This is a genomic window from Streptomyces sp. NPDC047130, assembly GCF_040643475.1.
In the GTDB taxonomy this organism is placed as follows: Bacteria; Actinomycetota; Actinomycetes; order Streptomycetales; family Streptomycetaceae; genus Streptomyces.
In genome coordinates this window covers 1-18,187 of sequence record NZ_JBEYUK010000044.1, presented here as the reverse complement: position 1 = coordinate 18,187, position 18,187 = coordinate 1, and the positions used below count along the sequence as shown (strand labels likewise).

The 18,187-nt window shown below is 75.1% G+C and carries 12 protein-coding genes and 1 pseudogene; 6 read left to right on the top strand and 7 right to left on the bottom strand.

All coding sequences use genetic code 11. The features are described 5' to 3' along the window. Window positions 1-164: 164 nt before the first annotated feature. The 6 genes and pseudogenes from ABZ836_RS29375 to ABZ836_RS29350 all read right to left on the bottom strand — a co-directional run bounded on the left by ABZ836_RS29375 (window position 165) and on the right by ABZ836_RS29350 (window position 10,381). The gene (locus tag ABZ836_RS29375; RefSeq protein ID WP_361147237.1) at window positions 165-4,991 is read right to left on the bottom strand and encodes a hypothetical protein; all 4,827 of its coding nucleotides are present in this window, start codon (window positions 4,989-4,991) and stop codon (window positions 165-167) included. A 94-nt stretch (window positions 4,992-5,085) separates the two neighbouring features. Beyond that, window positions 5,086-5,976, bottom strand: a complete 891-nt coding sequence (locus ABZ836_RS29370; RefSeq protein ID WP_356134127.1) for a hypothetical protein — start codon at window positions 5,974-5,976, stop codon at window positions 5,086-5,088. A 118-nt stretch (window positions 5,977-6,094) separates the two neighbouring features. Further along, on the bottom strand, window positions 6,095-7,624 hold the full coding sequence (locus ABZ836_RS29365; protein ID WP_361147234.1) for a hypothetical protein: 1,530 nt from the start codon (window positions 7,622-7,624) through the stop codon (window positions 6,095-6,097). A gap of 86 nt (window positions 7,625-7,710) precedes the next feature. Further along, window positions 7,711-7,908 (bottom strand): annotated as a pseudogene (locus ABZ836_RS29360) (glycosyltransferase family 1 protein); the annotation flags it as partial. 335 nt (window positions 7,909-8,243) lie between these two features. After that, window positions 8,244-9,662: a HEAT repeat domain-containing protein gene (locus tag ABZ836_RS29355; protein ID WP_361147231.1), complete on the bottom strand. Its 1,419-nt coding sequence runs from the start codon at window positions 9,660-9,662 to the stop codon at window positions 8,244-8,246. 326 nt (window positions 9,663-9,988) lie between these two features. Further along, on the bottom strand, window positions 9,989-10,381 hold the full coding sequence (locus ABZ836_RS29350; protein ID WP_361147228.1) for an ankyrin repeat domain-containing protein: 393 nt from the start codon (window positions 10,379-10,381) through the stop codon (window positions 9,989-9,991). Between the two features lie 512 nt (window positions 10,382-10,893). Between ABZ836_RS29350 and ABZ836_RS29345 the strand changes: the two genes are divergently transcribed. Then, a complete protein-coding gene (locus ABZ836_RS29345; RefSeq protein WP_166023891.1) occupies window positions 10,894-11,088 on the top strand; it encodes a hypothetical protein in 195 nt (64 codons plus the stop codon). A 67-nt stretch (window positions 11,089-11,155) separates the two neighbouring features. After that, window positions 11,156-12,895: a hypothetical protein gene (locus tag ABZ836_RS29340; RefSeq protein WP_361147225.1), complete on the top strand. Its 1,740-nt coding sequence runs from the start codon at window positions 11,156-11,158 to the stop codon at window positions 12,893-12,895. A gap of 76 nt (window positions 12,896-12,971) precedes the next feature. Here the strand turns inward: ABZ836_RS29340 and ABZ836_RS29335 are convergent, their stop codons facing one another. Beyond that, window positions 12,972-14,471 carry a PLP-dependent aminotransferase family protein gene (locus ABZ836_RS29335; protein ID WP_361147222.1) on the bottom strand — a complete coding sequence of 500 codons (1,500 nt, stop codon included), beginning with the start codon at window positions 14,469-14,471 and terminating at the stop codon, window positions 12,972-12,974. 97 nt (window positions 14,472-14,568) lie between these two features. Between ABZ836_RS29335 and ABZ836_RS29330 the strand changes: the two genes are divergently transcribed. The 4 genes from ABZ836_RS29330 to ABZ836_RS29315 all read left to right on the top strand — a co-directional run bounded on the left by ABZ836_RS29330 (window position 14,569) and on the right by ABZ836_RS29315 (window position 18,021). After that, entirely contained in the window at window positions 14,569-15,222 is a 654-nt protein-coding gene (locus ABZ836_RS29330; RefSeq protein WP_361147219.1) for a hypothetical protein, read from the top strand. Beyond that, a complete protein-coding gene (locus ABZ836_RS29325; RefSeq protein WP_361147216.1) occupies window positions 15,219-15,989 on the top strand; it encodes a glycerophosphodiester phosphodiesterase in 771 nt (256 codons plus the stop codon). The genes ABZ836_RS29330 and ABZ836_RS29325 overlap by 4 nt, the downstream gene beginning before the upstream one ends. A gap of 36 nt (window positions 15,990-16,025) precedes the next feature. Continuing rightward, complete coding sequence (locus ABZ836_RS29320) at window positions 16,026-17,378, top strand: MFS transporter (protein WP_361147213.1); 1,353 nt, start codon at window positions 16,026-16,028, stop codon at window positions 17,376-17,378. 265 nt (window positions 17,379-17,643) lie between these two features. Continuing rightward, window positions 17,644-18,021 (top strand): RNA polymerase-binding protein RbpA, encoded by a 378-nt coding sequence (locus ABZ836_RS29315; RefSeq protein ID WP_108957122.1) that lies wholly within the window; start codon window positions 17,644-17,646, stop codon window positions 18,019-18,021. Window positions 18,022-18,187: the final 166 nt, after the last annotated feature.

Sequence of the window (18,187 nt, the reverse complement as noted above, 5' to 3'; positions counted from 1 at the left end):
GCGTGCCGTGAGTGCCGCTCGGGGCGGCGCCGGCGGGGGACGTCCGGCCGTGGGTTACCGGTGACGGCCGCCCCGGGAGCCCCGCCTGCGGGTGCTCGGCGGGGGCGCCTCGTCAGGTGCTCGGGGGGGGCGCCCCGTCAGGAAGTCGGCGGGGCGGCGCTCCGTCAGGTGGTCGGCGTGCGGCGGAACATGCGGGTCGCGGTGATCTCGCTGTGCACCGTCTCCCCCTCCGCGACCGGCTGGGGCAGACCGGGGCGCAGGTGCTCCTCGACGCTGATGTACTTCAGGCCCGCCCGCAGGTCCGCGTCGTTGCGCATCCTGATCACCAGCGGGAACTCGGCCAGCGCGGTGGTGTCGAACAGCCCCGTCGTGTACAGGAGCTGGACGCCCAGCGCGTCGGCCACGGCCCGCTGGAGCTCCAGGAGGTAGGTGGCGTTGGCGCGGCCGATGGGGTTGTCCAGGAAGAGGGTGCCGGCGTGCCGGTGCTTGTCGCGGCCCCGGTCGTTGGAGCGCAGGGCGGCCATGGTGCAGTACAGCGCGATCGCCGCGGTGAGCAGCTGCCCGCCGGAGAACACGTCGCCCATCTGACCGACCGGGACCCGCTCGGCGCGCAGCACGGCGTCCGGCTTGAGGATCTCCACGGCGACGCCCTTGGGGTGCAGCGCGGCCGCCACGCCGCGCAGCAGCAGTGACATCCCGTCGCGGCGCAGGTCCGAGTTCTTCCGCAGCGCGGCCCGGGTCGCTTCGTCGACGACGTCGCCGAGCCGTTCGGTGAGGGTGGCCTGGTCGGGTTCCTCGAAGCGGATCCTCAGGAACTCCTGGCCGGACCACTCGCCGAGGCCCTCGGGCAGGCGGGACAGCCGCTGCGCCGAGCGCAGGGTGGCCAGCGAGGTCTCCACCAGGCCGCGCAGCCGGTCCACGATCGAGTCGCGGTTGCGCTCGAGCTGTTCGAGCTCGTCGGTGAGCACGCGCAGCCGCGGGGCGAACGCCTCGGCCCAGGCCCGGGCGTGGTCCGGCAGGGCGGCGGCGGGCAGTTCACGGATCTGCTGCCGGGCGGGGGTGCGGACCTGCTCGTAGCGCACGGAGTTGGCGTGCCGGACGAGGATGTCGCCGGCCTCGCGGACGGCCGCCTCGGCGGCGGACAGGTCGGCGGCGCAGCCGCGCAGCGACCGGCGGGCCTCGGCCGCGCCGCGGCGGGCCTCGGCGAGGTCGCCCGGGTAGGGCTCCGGTTCCTCGGCGTCCTCCTCGGCGGACTGGTCGCGGAGCAGGTCCCGCAGCAGGGCGGCGGTCTCGTCGAAGCCCGAGGCGGCGTCCTCGGCGGCGCGGTGGTCGTCGAGGAGGGCCGTGTGGGTCTCCCGGGCCTCTCGCAACGCCTCGGTGTGGGCGGTGAGTTCGGTGGTCGCGGTGCGCAGCAGCGTCTGGGCGTGCTCGGCGTCGCGGGGGACGAGCTCCTCGGGGAGGTCGGTGTGGTGCCCGCCGTCCTCGGGCGCCAGCCGTTCGGCGTCGCCGCGCAGGCGGCCCAGCTGCTCGCTGGCCTGGGACATCCGGGTTTCGAGGACCTGGACGAGTTCCTCGGCGCGGGCGGCGGCGGCCTGCCGGGAAGGGCCGTCGGCGCCGTCCGGGGAGGAGAGCATCTGGTCGGCGCGGGTGCGGACCTTGTTGCTGAGGCGGTCGAGCTCGGCGCGGGCCGCGCTTTCGTCGCTCTCGGCGCGGGCCTGTTCGGCGCGCAGGTCGGCGCCGACACCCACCTTCTCGTAGAGCTGGGAGGCGGCCCGGTAGGCCTCGCGGAGGGCGGGCAGCGAGGCGGCGGGCGCGTCGTCCGCGGAGCCGGGGGCCTCGCCCGGGTCCTCGGGCGCACCCGCGATCTCGGCCCGCTCGGCGCGCAGGGCGCGGGCGGTGCGGCGGGCGTCGTCGGCGGCCCGCTGGGCGGCGCGGCGGTCCTCGTCGGCGGCACGGGCGCGGTCCAGGCATGCCTGGGCGCGGGCCTCCGACTCGGCGGCCTCCTCGGCGAGCTCCCTCAGCCGCGTCTGCCAGCCGGCGCGGTCCCGCAGGCGGGAGGCGAGTCCGGCCAGGGCGTCGGCGGCACGGCGGGCGCGCTGGGCGGCGTCCTGGCGTTCGTCCCGGATGCCGGCCGTCTCGGCGGCGGCCTCCTCGGCCTCGGCCCGCGCGGAGCGCGCCCCGGCGAGTTCGGCCTCGGCCTCCTCGGCGAACGCGGCGGCCGTGTCGGCGGCGTCCGCGAGTTCGGCGAGCCGTCCGGCGGGGCAGCCCCGGCGCCAGGAGGCGAGCCGGGCGGCGAGTTCGCGGTCCTTGGCGAGTCGGCCGGCCAGCGCCCGGATGTCCTCGTCACGGCGGGCGGCGCGCGCCCGCAGCGCCTGGCGTTCCTCGTCGGCGGCGTGCTCGTCGTGCATCGCCGGGTTCGGCGGGACCAGGAAGACGGCCTGGTCGGCCGCCGCGGGGTCGGGCGTGGGCGCGAGGAGCGCGGCGGCGGTGCCGACGGCCACCGTGGAACGGGGCAGCAGCGCGGCCTCGGCGAGCACCTCACGGGCGCGGGCGTGGGAGTCCGGGTCGGTGATGATCACACCGTCGACGAGTTCCGGGCGGGCGGCCAGGACGCGGGCGTGGTCGACGGGGTCGACGGCCTGGGCGAGGTAGCGCCAGCCGGGCAGTGCCGGGATGCCCTGTTCGCCGAGGAACTCCACGGTGGCGAGCACGTCGGGGCCGGGCGGCAGCAGGCCGCCGTCGCCGAGGGCGCCGAGGATCCGCGCGTCGTCGGCGGCGGCGGTGCGCAGGTCGAAGAGCTGGCGTTCGGCGGAGGCGACCGCGTCGTCGAGCATGCCGAGCAGGTCGTCGGCGAAGCGGTCGAGCTGGTCGGCCGTGAGACGGCCGTCGGTGGCCTCGGTGGACGTCGCGGCCGTCGCGGCCGTGGCGGTGCCCGGCCGTCCGACGACCGCGGCCGTGGTCGTGGGTGCCGGGGAGCCCGCGGAGCGGGAGCCGTCGGTCGCGACGGTGGTGGACGCCGGGTCCGCTCCCGTCCCTCCCGCGCCCGTGCCGTCGGGACCTGTGCCGTCCTCGGCCGTGCCGCCGTGAGCTGTGTCGGTGCCGCCCTGGCGCTGGCCGGGGACGGTGGTGCCGTGCGTCCGGGCCGCGGGGGGCAGGCTGAGCAGTTCGGCCAGCCGCTCCTCGGCGGCGAGGGCTTCGGCGGTGCGCCGTTCGGCCTCGTGGGACCGTCGCGCGGCGGTGGCGGCGTCGGCGGCGCGGGCGGCGGTCAGCTCGGCGCGGGACTCCGCGGTGGCGGCCTCGCGGGCCCGTTCGGCGGCGCGGCGGGCGCTCTCCCGGGCTTCCTCGAAGACGGCGAGGGCGCTCCTCGCCGCCTCGCCGGCGGCCAGGGCGGCCTTCGCCGGGTCCGCCTCGCGGGCGCCGCCGTCGATCCATCCGGCGCCCACCGCCTCGGCCGTCTCCTGCTCGACCTCGGCGAGCCGCTGGCGCAGGTGTCCGGCCTCGCTGCGGGCGCGCTGGGCCTCGGTGGCGGCGGCCGTTCCGTCGCGGTAGGCGGTGTCACCGAGTTCCTGGAGGGCGCCGGACCGCTCCTCCTGCTCGTTGGCCTGGTTCTCGGCCCGTTCGGCCTCCACCTGCAGGGCGCGGACCAGGTCGGCGGCGGCCCGGGCGCGGGCGGCCAGCGCGGGGGCGGCGTCGCGTTCGGCCTCGCGGATGGCGGCGGCGACGCGGGCGGAGCGGTCGGCGGCGGCGCGGTGGCGCAGCACGGCCTCGGTGGCCTGCCAGGCGGCGTGCAGGGTGCGGGCGTCGGCCAGTTCGCGCTTCTGCGCGGCGGCCGACTTCTCGGCCGCCGCGAGCGCCAACGAGGCGTGCCGGTAGGCGAGTTCGGCGGCGATCAGGGCGCTGCGGGCGCGGGCGCCCTCCGCCTCGGTGACCGTGTGGGCCGCGGCGGTGACCTGCTGGGCCAGGTCGGCGGCGCGGGCGCGTTCGCGGCCGCCGCGGGCGGAGAGCCGCCGGGCGAGGGCGCGGGTGCGCCGTTCGGCGCCGGTGTGGATCTCGCGGGCGCGGGAGCGGGCGTCGGTGGCGTCGACGATGCGCTGGAGCAGTTCCAGCGAGCCCGCGGTGAAGTCGCGCTCGGCGATCAGTTCGGCACGGCGACCCAGCTTGTTGCCGAAGCCGGCGACCAGGTCGGCCAGGCCGTCGGTGTCACGGGTGTCGGTGACCGCGCGCAGCAGCAGGTCGGTGAAGTCGGAGTCCTTCTTGACCGCGAAGAGACCGGCGGCCTCACCCTCGTCGGCGTTCATCTCGCGCTGGTAGCGGAAGAGTTCGGGGTCGAGTCCGAGTTCGCCGAGGTGTTCGGTCCAGCGCTCGTGGATCTCCTCCCAGTGCACCTCGAGGTGCGGGTAGAACTTGCCCGCCTCGGTGACGGCGTCGCGGAAGCCCTTCATGGTGCGGCGGCGGCCGCGTGCTCCGGAGGCGCCCTCGGCGGCGGGTCGCATCGCGGTGGACTCGGCGACCGGCAGGCTGTCCAGGCTGAGGCCGGGGCCGGGCCGGAAGGAGTACCAGGCCTCCGCGAACTTCCGCGGGTCGCTGGAGACCTGGCGTCCGCGCCACTCGCTGACCTTGCCGACGACGACCAGTTCGCCGGTGCGGGTGTGCTGCCACTCCAGCGCGACGTGGCCGCAGTCCTCGGCGAGCAGGAACTTGCGCAGCACGCCGGAGCTGGCGCCGCCGAGGGTGTTGCGGTGGCCCGGCAGCATCACCGAGAAGATCAGCTTCAGCAGGACGGACTTGCCGCCGCCGTTCTCCAGGAAGAGCACGCCGGCCGGGGCGGGGCGGCGGGGCGGCCCGGAGGGCTCCTCCTGGAAGAACTCCGCCTGGGCGGGCGCCGGGTCGGGTACGGGCTCGCCCACGCCCCGAAGGTCCAGGACGGTGTCGGCGTACCGTGCGCCGGCCGGTCCGATGGAGTAGAGGCGGATCCGGGACAGCTCGTACATGGAGGCTCTCGTCAGTCTTCTGTGCGGCGTGCGGCGTACAGGCGGTGGGGGGCGGGGCTGCGGGCGGTCGGGAGCGGTCGGGAGCGGTCGGTGGTCAGGAGTGGAACGGCAGTCCCGCGTCGGCGACCAGGTCGAGGTCCTCGGTGTCGTCGGGGGGCAGCAGGGTGGCCGTGCCGTCGGTGACCGGGACCACGCCCAGTTCCAGCAGTTCGCTCATGGCCGCGCTGCTCGCCATGTCGCGCACCTGGAGCTGGTAGCGGGCCGTGGTGCGGTAGGTGCCGCCGCCCTCGTCGCCGGTGCGCTGGAGGAAGCCGGAGTCGGCGAGGAAGGCGACGGCCTTGGCGACGATGCCGGTGGTGGACCCGGACAGGCGGCGGGAGTCCTTGGTGGCGCCCGTGGCGCTGCGCCGGGACCAGACGCGCCAGGCGGCCTCGAGCCCGGGGGCGTCGCTGACCGGGTCGGTGTTCTCGCCCTGTTCCTCGGCGCGTTCCTCGAGGCGGCGGCAGGCCTGGCGGACGAAGGCGTCGACGCCGTTGACGGTCACCCGCCCGATGTAGCCGTCGTCGGCGAGGTCCTCCGGGCGGGGGAAGGCGAGGGCGGCGACCGCGAGGTGGGCCAGGCCGTGCAGGAACCGGTCGGCGGTGTCGGAGGAGGCGCGGCGCGCGTAGTCGCCCATGCGGACCGCGAAGACGGAGCCCTCGGCGGCGGTCACCGCCATCCCCGCGCGCGGGGACACCTCCAGCACGATCAGGCCCAGTCCGGTGGCGACGGCGTCGGCGAGACGGGCGAACGGCGGGTCCTCGCGGTAGCGGCGCAGCAGGTCGGCGTACTCCTGGTCGCGGGCCGGCTGCAGCTTGGGCTGGAGGCCGAAGGCGACGAGGCGGGCGGCGTCGGAGGCGTCCGCGGGTGACACGGCGGGCGTGCCCGCGGCGGCGCCCTGCGGGGCGGGCGCCGTGGGGTCGCTCCACTCGGCGGACTCGGTCACTGCTGGTGCTCCTCGATGGGGTCGGGCACGTCGTACGCGGGGGAAGTGCGGGCGGTTGCGGGGGAGGCGGGTGCGGCGTCGGCGTGGACGTCGCGTCGGCGTGGGCGTCGGTGTCGGTTCAGGCCGTGTCGCGCCGGTCGGCCGCCATGCCCGCCGCGTCCAGCAGGGCGGTGCCCACTATCAGGTCGGCGCCGCCGAACTCGGGGTCGTCGAGTTCGGTTCCGTCGTCGACCGCGAACAGCAGGCGCGGCTCGCCCTGCCGGTAGGCGGTGCCCACGGGCGGGCTGGCGGCGTGGACGGCGAGCAGGGCGACCAGGTAGGGCAGGTCGGGATCCTGGTGCCGGGCCTCGGCGAGCAGGCCGGACAGGCGGCGGGGTGCGTCGTGCGGCAGGTCCAGCAGCTCGGTGGCGGCGGCGAGTTGTTCCTCGCTGAACCGGCTGTCGTCCGGGGTGGCGATCAGGTCCGGCTCGGGCATCTCGGCGCCCAGGTGCTCCCGCTCGGCCGGCGGGGTGAGCAGCAGGTCGACCAGGTCCCCCATGCGGACCGAGCCGGGGGTTCGCAGGCCGACGCCGTGCGCGAAGAACGCGTCGGTGACCCGGATGGACCGCTCCACGGGCAGCGGCAGCACGGGCGCGAGGAGCTGCCCGTAGAGGTCGGTGCCGGCGGCGCGGGCGGGGGTGGCGAAGGCCTGGCGGTCCTGCTCGGCGCGGAACAGCGGGCCGGCCTCCAGCAGCCGGGACTGGAGCTGGGTGTGGCGGCGGATGCAGTCCTTGACGATGTCCACCAGCTCCGCGGCGCGGCGCTTGTGCCCGGGGTCCTCGGTCTCGTCGCGGGCCTTGCGGATGTTGGTGAGGATGGCGTTCTCGTGCCGGTAGCGGTCCGCGACGTGGTCGAGGGCCTCGGCGATCATGTCCGGCACGGTGTTCAGCCAGTCCACCGCGCGGACGTTGCGCCTGGTGGCCTCCAGGGCGCGGCGCAGCGTCTCGGAGTACTGGACGGTGCGGTAGCGGGCCTGTTCGGCGGCGAGCTGGGCGTCGGCGAGGCGACCGCGGTTGATGAGGACCTCCAGCTTCACCTCGGCCGCGATCTGGGCGCTGGTCACGTCGGTGTCGAGGGCGCCGACCAGGACGTTGACCGCCTCGTCGGTGGTGCGCAGGTACACGCCGCCGCCGGGGCCGGGAACCTCCTCGATCAGCTTGAAGTCGTAGTCGCGGCGGACGTAGAGGCCGTCGGCGGTGAAGGTGCCGTAGACGGCGCGGAAGCCGCGGTCCACGCTGCCGACGTTGATCAGGCTCTCCAGCACCCAGCGGGCCACCCGTTCGTGCTCGGTGGCGGGGCGGGTGGGGGCCTGGGCGGCGACGCGGGGGATCAGCCGGGCGACGATCTGCTCGTGGTCGGCGCCGGTGTCGAAGTCCATGGTGAGGGTGACCAGGTCGATGGCGGCGAGGGCCACCTCGGCCATGCCGTACACCGAGAACTCGCCCGAGAGGTTGACCTTGCGCGCGTCCAGGTCGTGCAGCGGGGCGGTGCAGGCGAGCGCGCGCAGGCGCCGGGCCAGCCCTTCGTCGGCCGCCGGGCCCACGGCGAGGCGCGGCAGCGCGGAACCGGGGCGGGGCAGTTCGACGGGGGTCGTCACGGGCGAAGTCACGGTGCACAGAGTAGGTCCTCGGGGTGACACCGGTCGAAACGGCGCTTATGCGACGGGCGTCACCGGGACGGCGCAAGCGGTGGGGCCGGGGGTGGAACGGAGGGGACGCGGACGACCGGGCAGGGCGCGAGCCGGTCGGCCTCCGGGGCGGTGGGACCGGCGGCCGGGGCGACGACGAGGGGGCTGTGACCGCGGGCGGCCAGGGGCCGGGCGGTCTGGTGGGCGCAGTGGGCTACGCCGTTGAGATCCGGGGGATACGACTCGGTGACGATGACGACACGCATACGAGTGTTGTCGTCGGCGCGGGGGTGCGGGGGTCGACGGGGGTGTGTCCGGGGGCGGAACGTCCCGTGACGACCGTCCGCCGGGCGCGTGGGGCGCTTGCGCGGCGCGGTGACGGGCGCGCGTTCGTGCGGGCGGCTCCGGAGGGGTCCCGCGGGCCCGCCGCGGCAGTGCCACCACCGGAGGAGCCGGAGGAGCCGGAGGCACCGGAGGAGCCGGGGCCACCGAAGGAGCGGCCGGAAAGACCGCTGGGAAGACCGCCGCAAAAAAGCACCGGAGTAACCGCCGGAGTAACCGCCCCCGCCCGTGCCACCGGGGGCACGGGCGGGGGCGTGGGTCAGGCGGCGGACTTGTCCGTGGCGATGCGCGTGCGCACGGCGAGCTGGACGTCGTCCTCCTCGGCGGGGTCGGCGGCCAGGCGGCGGAGGCGTTCGGCGACCCGCGCGTCCCCCGTCTCGGCGACCCGCGCGGCCAGTTCCCGCGTGGTCTCCTCGCAGTCCCACAGGCACTCCACCGCGAACCCCGCCGCGAAGGAGGGATCGGTCGCCGCCAGCGCTCGGGCGGCCCTCCCGCGCAGGGAGGAGGAGGCCGTCTCGCGGTAGACGTGGCGCAGGACCGGCGCGGCGCAGGCGATGCCGAGGCGTCCGGCGCCGTCGACCAGGGTCCACAGGGTCGGCGCGTCCGGCCCCTCGGTCCGCACCGCGGCGCGCAGCGCGGCGAGCACCAGCGCGCCGTCGCGGGCCTCGCCGCGCAGCGCGAGGACCCGTCCGGCCGCCGCGCCGAGCGGGTCGGGCCGGTGCGACCAGGTACGGGCCGCGTCGACGGCCTGGGCGGAACGCATCCGCTCGAAGGAGTCCACGGCGGCGTCCTGGACGGTGGTGGTGCCGTCGGCGACGGCGGCCTCGATCAGGTCGAGGGCCTGCGGGTCGCCGGTGTCGGCGAGGTGCCGCAGGGCGGCGCAGCGGGCGCCGTCGGGGCCGGACCTGGCGGCCTCGACCAGTTCGGAGCGGTCCTCGGGGCCTGCCACGGCGAGCAGGCAGCGGGCGGCGGGGGCCTGGAGCTGGACGCCTCGCTCGGTGCCCTGCTGGGCCCATTCGAGGATCGCGCGGACGCTCCAGGAGGGCCTCGGACCGGTGGTGTCGAGTTGTCGTTGCCAGCGGTCGAAGCTGGCGGCCTCCCGGGCGGCGCGGATCCGGTCGCGGACGGCGGGGCGCGGGTCGTCGGCCCACAGCCGCCAGGGCCGGGGTTCGAAGGCGTCGCGCACCACGGCGGCCAGTTCGGCGTCGCCCTCCGGGTCGGCCGGGAAGCGGGCCAGGACCGGTTCGGCGAGGGAGCGCAGCCCGGCGTCGTCGTCGCGCAGGGCGAGTTCGTCGAGGGCCCACGCCCAGTTGGAGCCCTGGGCGGCGTAGCGGCGCAGCAGCTCGAGGGCGTCGCGGCGGCCGTAGGAGGCGAGGTGGCCGAGGACGGACAGGGCGAGCCCGGTCCGGTGCTCGTCGGTGTCGAGGACGTCGGCGGGTCCGAGCAGGTGGTCCTCGATCGCCTCCAGGCCTCCGTCGAGGTCGAGACAGAGCCGGGCGTAATACAGGGAGCGGTTCTCCAGCTGCCAGTCGTGGCGCGGGTCGTTGAGCACACACCGGTCGAGGGCCGCGAGGGCCTCGGCGCGGGGGGCGGTGAGCGCGTGCAGGGTCCCGTCGCCTCGGCCCCTCTGGAGCAGGCCGAGCAGGGTGCCACTGGGCGCTATGACCGGATCGAACATGGGAAACAGCCTCACATCAAGCGTCGACGCAACCGGGAGATCACTGCACCTGGCCGCGACAACACGTCCGGGCTCCCGCCGTTTTCTGCTCGTGGTAGACCATTTTCCTCTGCCTCTCGTCGGTGGTCCTCGCGGACCGGTCACGGGCCACGCGGTTCGGCAACTCCTGCCCAACCGTCGCGTCCGTAAATCACCCCGCCATCATGACGCGCGGGTTCGTCGCCTGGCGACCGGATTTCGGCACCGCCGTCCGGAGCGTCCCCCCGCGCCCGCCCGGCGGACGGGCGGGCGTCGTCCGAGGTCAGCGGGGCGGGAACGGTCAACGGTCAGAGGCAGCCGAAGAGTTCGAGCACCTCGGCACGCCCGAACATGCGGGCCGTGTCGACGGCCGAGGGCGTCCCGGCGGCGGGGTCGGCGCCGCCCTCCAGCAGGGCCCTGACCACGTCCGTCTCCCCCTTGAAGACGGCGCCCGCCAGCGCCGTCTGGCCGCGGTCGTTCACCCGGTCCACCTGGGCGCCGCGGGCCAGCAGGGCGCGGACGGTGTCCGCGTGGCCGTGGTAGGCGGCGAGCATCACCAGGCAGTCGCCGCGGTCGTTGGTGAGGTCGGCCGGCACGCCCGCGTCGAGGTACGCGGTGAGCTCCTCGGTCTCGCCCTTGCGCGCCATCGCGAAGATCCTCGTCGCGAGTTCGACGACCTCGGGGTCGGGGGCTTCACTCATCGCCCGGTCCGCCTCTCTCCTCGTGCGGTGGTCCCGTGCACCGCCTTCTGCTTCTCTCCGCTGCCCGCCGGCCTCGCGCGGGCGGCCCGGGCCCGGCTCCGCCGTCCGTGACCGGTTCCGGCCCGGGGCGGGCGTCCGGGTGACCGGACTCCGCAGAGCCTACGGCGTGCGGGTGAACCGCCGGACCGGGGTCCGGCCGGGGACGGCCGGGGACGGCCCGGCGAGGGGCGCGCGCACCGGATCACACGCTCCACCGTACGAGTGAATCGACGACATGCCGGAGACGGCTGCCCTGCCCCCGGGGCGCGGACGGTGAGGATCGTCGGCGTCCACCCGCCCCGGCGCGGCACCGGCCGTACGCCACCGGGCACCCCGAATCCGCCACGACACCTCGACCAAGTGGCGGAAATGAGCGGGGAATCACCCAGTTGCACCTTTTGTCGTATGGATACATGCTGTGATCCTGGAACAACTCGTGGTGACTGTCCCCACCCGAACACCAGGAGATCCCCATGATCCTGTCCATCTCCGGCGTCGTGCTCTTCGGCATCATCGTCTTCCTGTTCTTCAGGAAGGACGGCCTCAAGGCCTCGCACGCCGTCGTCTCGGTCCTCTTCGGCTTCTACCTGTCCAGCACGGCCATCGCGCCGAGCATCAAGGCCGGCGGCGAGAGCCTGGCGAGCCTCCTGGGCGGACTGAAGTTCTGACCGTCGGCGGATCCGGCCGCCTTCCCACCCGCAACCACCCCGCAGCACGGCATTCAGGAGACCTCACGTGGCCCGGCGTCCCCTCCCCCACATCCTGCGCAACGGCGGCGGAAGCATCGTCCGCGGGCGGGAGGTGGCCCGGACGGCGGCCGCCGGCGCCACGGACGTCCTGCATCCGCTGATCACGGTGGCCCGCGGGCTGGGACGCCTGGCCGCCGGGGCCCGGCGGAAGTGGTCGGGCACGCCGAAGGACCGGCGCGGTCCGCTGCTGTTCCTGGTGGCGTCCGTGCTCCTGGTGGTCGTGCTGACGCCCTACGGGCCCGTCACGGCGGCCGCCGCGCTGATGGCGGCGGCCGCGTGGACGGGTCGTGACGGCTCGGCACGGCGGCCGGCGGGGGCTCCGGACGAGGAGCAGGCCGAGCGCCTCCGCACGCTCTACGAGGCACTGGTCCCCTACTTCTCCGCTGCCGAGGACCCCGCGCCCCTCTACGCGCACGGCGGGGACTGGCAGGGGCCCTTCGAGGCGCACGAGTTCGACGACACCGGCCGGGTCTCCCGGCTGGTGCTGCGCTATCCCGCCTACTTCACCGACGGCCAGGCCGAGTCCCGCGCCCGGGTCGAGCAGTTGCTGCACGCCAAGGCCGGCCGGGGCCGCGAGTACCGCTTCGTCTGGGACGAGGAGGCGAACCGGCTCACCCTGGAGGTGCTGCCCCCGCTCCCCGAGGACATCACGGCGCAGTCGTTCGTCACGGCACCGGGCGAGACCGTCCTCGGTTTCACGGACTCCACCGAGGTCCCGCGCACGCTCCCGCTGGGCGAGGGCGAGGAGGGGCGGGACGTGCCTCCGGTGGTCTGGCGCACCGGCGCCCGCTCCACCGAGCCGCACCTGCTGGTCCTGGGCTCCCCGGGCACCGGCACGTCGACGCTGCTGCGGTGCGTGGCGCTGCAGGCGCTGCGCCACGGGGACGTGCTGATCGTGGACGGCGGCGCCGCCGGGGAGTACGCCTGCCTGACCGGGCGCAACGGGGTGGTCGCGGTGGAGTGCTCCCCGGCGGGAGCGCGCGCCTCGCTCGAGTGGGCCGCGCGGGAGACGGAACGGCGGTTGATCGCGGCCAACCGGGCCCGGCAGTCCGGACTCCCGGTGCCGGAGGACACCCGACGGCCGCTGTGGATCGTGGTGGACCGTCCGGCCGCGCTGGGCCACCTGGCGGCGGCGGAGGGCGGGGGCGATCCCCAGGCGCTGCTCCAGGTGCCGCTGCGGCACGGGCGGGCGGCCCATGTGACGGTGGTCGTGGCGGAGCACCTGGAAAGCGCGGAGGCCCTGAGCGAGGCGGTCCGGCAGCACACCAGGGCGCGGGTGCTGCTCGGTCCCGCGTCGGTGGCGCAGCTGACCGCGGTGCTGGGCGCGGCGCCCCGGACGACGCCGCCGACGCTGGTGCCGCCCGGCCGGGGCTACGCGCGGCTGGGCGCGGGGCCGGTGCTGCGGCTGCAGGTGCCGGCGACGCCCGACCCGTACGACGAGACGGCCGAGGAGACCCACCGCGGCGCCGTCCTGGAGCTGCTGCCGCCCCGCGCGGCGGGCACGCCGGCCGCGTCGGCGACCGCGGCGTCGACCACGGCGTCGACCACGGCGTCGACCACGGCGTCGACCGCTCCCGCCGACGACGGCGTGAACGAGGTGGCGGAGCCTCCGGAGGTCGCGGGCGTGCCCGCGGTGGACATCGTGAAGGACCCCAGGTCCCTGGACGAGCCCGGCATCCCGGCGGAGGTGACGGAACCCGCGACCCCGGCCCGCGCCGAACTCTGACCCCGCTCGGACCGGGGCGCCCCGGCGGCCCCGCGGGCTCCCGCCCGCGCCCCGGGGCCGCACGCCCGGGACGCGGTCAGGCGACGAAGGTGCGGGGCGGTTCCGGGCCGAGGGGGGCGCCGGTTTCGACCAGACGGGCCGCGGCGGCCAGCCGGGAGGCCGCCTCCTCGGCCAGCGCGCCGCCCACGGTGAAGGGCAGCCGGACGTAGCCCTCGAACGCCCCGTCCACCCCGAAACGCGGACCGGAGGGCACCCTGACGCCGACCCGCTCACCGGCCACGGCGATCCGCGACCCGGACAGCCCGCCCGTGCGGACCCAGAGGGTGAGGCCGCCGGCCGGCACCGTGAACTCCCAGGAGGGCAGCTCCCGCCGGACCGCCGCCACCAGGGCGTCCCGGTTCTCCAGGGCCTGGGCGCGCCGCCAGGCGACGGCGTCGTCCCACTCCCCCGTGTCCATCAGCCAGGCCACCGCCAGCTGCTCCAGCACCGGTGTGCCCAGGTCGGCGTAGGCGCGGGCGGCGACCAGGGAGCGGACGATCTCGGGCGCGGCACGCACCCAGCCGATCCGCATCCCGGCCCAGAACGCCTTGCTCGCGGAACCCACCGTGATCACGGAGGAGCCGGCCGGGTCGAAGGCGGACATCGGCCGCGGCATGTCGACGTCGTCCAGCGGCAGTTCCCGCATGGTCTCGTCGGCGACCACCACCGTGCCCGCCGCCCGGGCGGCGTCGACCAGGAGACGCCGGCGGTCCTCGTCGGCCAGGGCGCCCGTCGGGTTGTGGAAGTCGGCGACCACGTAGGCGAGCCGGGGCGCGGACTCGCGCAGCACCTGGCGCCAGCGGTCCATCTCCCAGCCCGACACACCCTCCCCCATGGCGACCGGCACCAGGCGGGCCCCGGCCTCGCGGATGAGCTGCAGGATGTTGGCGTAGCTGGGCGACTCGACGGCGACCCGCTCGCCGCGTCCCGCGAAGAGGTGGCAGATGGCGTCGATGGCCCCCATGGCCCCGGTGGTCACCATGATCTGTTCCGGCATGGTGGGCACGCCGAGCCGGGTGTACCGCGCGGCGATGGTGGCGCGCAGGGCGGGCAGCCCGGCCGGGTAGTCGCCGTGGGTGCTGGCGTAGGGCGGCAGTTCGCCGAGGGCTCCCTGGACCGCGCGGGTGAGCCAGGGTTCGGGTGCGTTCAGCGCGGCGGTGCCCAGGTCGATCAGGCTGCCGAGGGACTCCGGCGGGAGCGGCTCGAGGCCGCGGGCGGGCAGCGCGTTGCCCGGCGGGACGGCGGTCCAGCTGCCCGCGCCGCGCCGTGACTCCAGGAAGCCCTCGCCGCGCAGGGCCTCGTAGGCGGCGGCCACGGTGGTCCGGCTGACCGACAGCGCCAGGGCCAGCTCCCGCTCCGCGGGCAGCCGGGCGGCGACGGGCACCCGCCCCTCCAGAACCAGCAGCCGGATGCCGTCGGCGAGCGCCCGGTAGGCGGGCGGCCGGCGCTGTCCCGGCCGGGCGGGCCGCTCCTGCTGCTGCGAGGCGAGCTGCCGGGCGAGCTGGGCGGCTCCCACCACAGAGGTCCACCGTTGCATCGGTCCAGTCCACCTTCCCCGAATTGGCCCTGTCGGGCCGTACGACGCAAGCCACAGAGTGACACGGGTCGGTCCACCGTCACCACAGGGGGTCCTCTTGCTCGCCCGACGCCTCGTCCAGCTCTTTCTCGGCCTCGCTCTCTTCGGGGTCAGCACCGCGCTGCTGCTGCGCGCGGAACTAGGTCTCGAACCGTGGGGGGTCCTCAACCAGGGTGTGTCGGAGCTGACCGGCCTGACCGTCGGCGTCGTCTCCATCCTGATCGGGGCCCTGGTCCTGCTGCTCTGGATACCGCTGCGCCAGCGCCCCGGCCTGGGCACCGTCTCCAACGTCTTCGTCGTGGGCCTCACGATGGACGCCACCCTGTACCTGGTGCCCGAGACCGGGGCGCTGTCCGCGCGCTGGTTCCTGCTGCTCACCGGCCTGGTGCTCAACGGCGCCGCCTCGGGCCTCTACATAGCGGCCGGTTTCGGCCCCGGTCCGCGGGATGGCCTGATGACGGGGCTGCACGCCCGCACCGGCCGCTCGATCCGCCTGATGCGCACCGCGATCGAGGTCGTCGTCGTGGTGACCGGGTTCCTGCTGGGCGGCACCGTGGGCGTGGGGACGCTGCTCTACGCGCTGGCGATCGGCCCGCTGGTCCAGTTCTTCCTCCGCCTCTTCACGCCCGGCGCCCGGTCCTCCCGGGTCGTGGGGCGGGCGGCCGCCCCCGTCGAGGCACCGGAGCCGCGGGACGCCATACTGCGTCCGTGACGACGACCCGCACCCGCCACCCCTACCTGGACCACCCCGGTCCCATCCCCTTCGCCCACCGCGGCGGGGACGCCGACGGCCTGGAGAACACGGCCTTCCAGTTCCGCCGCGCCGCCGAGGCCGGCTACCGGTACATGGAGACGGACGTCCACGTCACGGCCGACGGCGTCCTGGTCGCCTTCCACGACGACACCCTGGACCGCGTCACCGACGGCACCGGCCGGATCGCCGAGCTGCCGTGGAGCGAGGTCCGGCAGGCGCGGGTGGCGGGCCGTGAGCCGGTGCCGCTCTTCTCCGAACTGCTGGAGACCTTCCCCGACTGCCGCTGGAACGTGGACGTCAAGGAGGAGGGGGCGCTGCTGCCGCTGCTGGACCTGCTGGAGCGGGCGAAGGCCTGGGACCGGGTGTGCGTCGGCTCGTTCTCCGAGTCCCGGGTGGCGCGCGCCCAGCGGCTGGCGGGCCCGCGCCTGGCCACCTCGTACGGCGTCGCGGGCGTCCTCGCGCTCCGGCTGCGCTCCTGGGGTCTGCCCCTCGGGCCGCGGGCCACGGCGCTCGCCGCGCAGGTCCCGGTCTCCCGGGCGGGCTTCCCCGTGGTGGACCGCCGCTTCGTCCGCACCGCCCACGCCCGCGGCCTGCGGGTCCACGTCTGGACGGTCAACGATTCGGTGCGGATGCACAGGCTCCTGGACCTGGGGGTCGATGGCATCATGACCGATCACATCGACACGCTGCGCGCGGTGATGACGGACCGGGGGGTCTGGGCCTGACCACGCGCGGCTCCCACGGCGCGAAGCGAGGATCGGGTGGGCACCATCACTGCGGGGACGGGGGCGGCCGGAACGGCCGACGGGCGTCGACGTGAACAGCGCGGCTGGTACTTCTACGACTGGGCGTGCTCGGTCTACTCCACCAGTGTGCTCACCGTCTTCCTCGGCCCGTACCTGACCTCGGTCACCAAGGCCGCCGCCGGCGAGGACGGCCTGGTCCACCCGCTGGGGATACCCGTGAGCGCGGGCTCCTTCTTCGCCTACACCGTCTCCCTGTCGGTGATCGTCGCCGTGGTGCTGATGCCGCTGGTCAGCGCCGTCGCGGACCGCACCGGGCGGAAGAAGCCGCTGCTCGCGGTCTTCGCCTACCTGGGCGCCGCGGCGACCACCGGCATGTTCTTCCTGGACGGCGACCGCTACCTGCTGGGCGGCGCCCTGCTGGTCGTCGCCAACGCCTCCCAGTCGGTGGCGGCGATGCTCTCGAACGCCTTCCTGCCCCAGATCTCCACGCCCGAGGAGCGCGACGCCGTCTCCTCCAAGGGCTGGGCGTTCGGCTACGCGGCGGGCGCGCTGATGCTGGTGCTCAACCTGGTGCTCTACACGATGCACGACTCCTTCGGCCTGTCCGAGTCGGTCGCGGTCCGCATCTGCCTCGCCTCGGCGGGCGTGTGGTGGGGCGTCTTCGCGCTGATCCCGCTGCGCCGCCTGCGCGACCGCACGGTCCCGGAGGCCGAGGCACGGGCCTCGGCCTCCGCGCCGCGGCGCCTGCTGGAGACGCTGCGCGACATGCGCCGCCACCCGCTGACCCTGGCGTTCCTGCTCGCCTACCTGGTCTACAACGACGGCATACAGACGGTGATCTCCCAGGCGGCGATCTTCGGCTCCGAGGAGCTGGGTCTGGAGCAGTCCACGCTGATCACTGCGGTGCTGCTGGTGCAGGTGCTGGCGGTGGCCGGCGCGCTGGCGCTGGGGCGGATCGCCCGGCGGCACGGCGCCAAGCGCACCGTCCTCGGCTCGCTGGCCGCCTGGACCGTGGTGGTGGGCACCGCCTACTTCATGCCGTCCGGCGACGCCGTCTGGTTCTTCGCGCTCGCGGCGGGGATCGGCCTGGTGATGGGCGGCAGCCAGGCGCTCTCCCGCTCGCTCTTCTCCCACCTGATCCCGCCGGGCAAGGAGGCCGAGTACTTCGCCGCCTACGAGATCAGCGACCGGGGCACCAGCTGGCTGGGCCCGCTGGTGTTCGGGGTGACCTACCAGCTCACCGGCAGCTACCGGGACGCCATCATCTCCCTGGTGGTCTTCTTCGCGCTCGGATTCCTGCTCCTCGCTCGTATCCCTGTGCGGCGTGCCGTGGCCGAGGCGGGGAACACGGTTCCGGAGAAGCTCTGACGCTTTTGGCGGCGGGGATGGCGGGGCGGTAGTGTACGCGTTTGGCCTGCCAGCCGTACCGTTACTGCGCGACAACGACGCCGCGACGTCGAGTGACATCTTCTGTCAGATGTGACAAACCGGGCGATGGCGGGTACAACAAGGGCGGCTACGACGGCGACGCATTGGCGCGGAACGGGAATCTTTACCGCCGACCGGACGTTGAGCCGGATGACGACGACAGCGACACCTGTCCTGTGGGCGACAAGCCCGGGAGGCACGATTCATGAGTGAGCGAGCTCTTCGCGGCACGCGCCTCGTGGTGACCAGCTACGAGACCGACCGCGGCATCGACCTGGCCCCGCGCCAGGCGGTGGAGTACGCATGCGAGAAGGGGCATCGTTTCGAGATGCCTTTCTCGGTCGAGGCGGAGATCCCGCCGGAGTGGGAGTGCAAGGTCTGTGGGGCCCAGGCACTCCTTGTGGACGGCGACGGACCGGAGGAGAAGAAGGCGAAGCCGGCCCGTACGCACTGGGACATGCTCATGGAGCGCCGTACCCGTGAGGAACTCGAGGAAGTCCTCGAGGAACGTCTCGCGGTGCTGCGGTCCGGAGCGATGAACATCGCCGTTCATCCGCGCGACACGCGCCGCAAGTCGGCGTAGCCCCCGCGTTCCAGCGTCGCGACCCGCGCAACACGGCCGCGGGCGCCGCACGTGATCTTCACGTACGGCGCCCGCCTCATCTTCCGCAGGAGGATCGCCGAGGCCGACGACCCGGAGGCCTTGCGCGCCCACCTGGTCAAGGAGTACCGGTCGGAGCTGATGCATC